We start from the raw sequence: 1,144 nt of genomic DNA on the forward strand, positions 1-1,144 counted from the left end.
GCAGGAGGAGCAAAATCTTGGAGTCCTGATCCTCAGACGAGCTTTTTGGCGGCAAAACCAGATCTTGCCATTCCCGGTAGCTGAGGCCAAGCCGAACCATTTCATTGATTTCGTGTCTATAACCTTCCAATCTTCTGTGCAATTCAATCATTGACTGGGCAGCCGCTATAACCCGATTAGCTCCCGAAGGCATCAGACTGAGGATGCCTTCTCTCCGGTCAGCAGCGCTCCAGGGTAGTGAATCCCAAGGTAGACGATTCCAAAATGTCAAACCTACACCAAGCGAAGATGGGGCAGTGAGCGCTAGGATAGCATTCCTAGATCTTGGCGATATGCTATCAATCCAGGCTTCAATGCCAAGTGTGTTGAAAATGGCTGGTCGTATGTGTTTATCAAACAGCTTGTCTACATTTGATTCGCCCGCTACATACTTGAGAATTTCCACAATGCTTGATAGGCTGACTTTTTGGCAAGCACTGTGAAGATATCCTGAAGGGTCTTCAAACAGAAGCTTGACGTACCCCCTGATCTGAGGTCTCAGGATCTCCTCCGCCTCGTCTAGGCGCTTCAGAGCCGTTTCATACTCCCCAAGCTCTAGGTAACACTTGATCTCCGCAACATAGACTAAAGATAGGATTAGGATGTACTCCCGAGACAAAATACCGTTACCCTTATTCCAGTCAGAATCCCACGCAGCTTGATAATAGTGCTCGGCTTCGAGCAAGGGTTGAATGACCTCGCTTACCAATTGCTTCCTGTTGGTCGAGGAAGACATTTCTAGAGCTATTTCTGCAGCTTTAATTGCGGACCTAGCTTTAGCAAAGAACGACCGATCTATTTTTGATTTCCGAGATAGAAGCCTGGAGATTTTGGATTCGTGAATCGACTTGATTGAGCTTAGAGATAACGCTTGCAAAGCCCACGGCAGACAAGCCCAAGTTAGCCAGACCAAGGGCAGTATTGAATCGGGTTAAATTCAAGACAGTATTTAGTGTATTCCAGACATCGATTAGTTTTAGGTTGATCTGCCTCAACTGAATGTTGGCAATAATCCCGTTGACAATGTCCAACCCGGGAATTCATTTACCAATGCTATCTGCAAGTGTCAGGCCTCCAGTTTCTCTCAGCCAGGCTACCACCCGCT

Annotated in this window: 1 protein-coding gene; it reads right to left on the minus strand. The window is 47.0% G+C overall.

Features of this window, described 5'->3' with window-relative positions; all coding sequences use genetic code 11:
* Nucleotides 1-775 (minus strand): hypothetical protein (locus NW804_RS10330; protein ID WP_414423488.1); only part of this gene is annotated, 775 nt, incomplete at its 3' end.
* Nucleotides 776-1,144 lie beyond the last annotated feature (369 nt).

This window comes from Synechococcus sp. WC10meta (assembly GCF_047461475.1).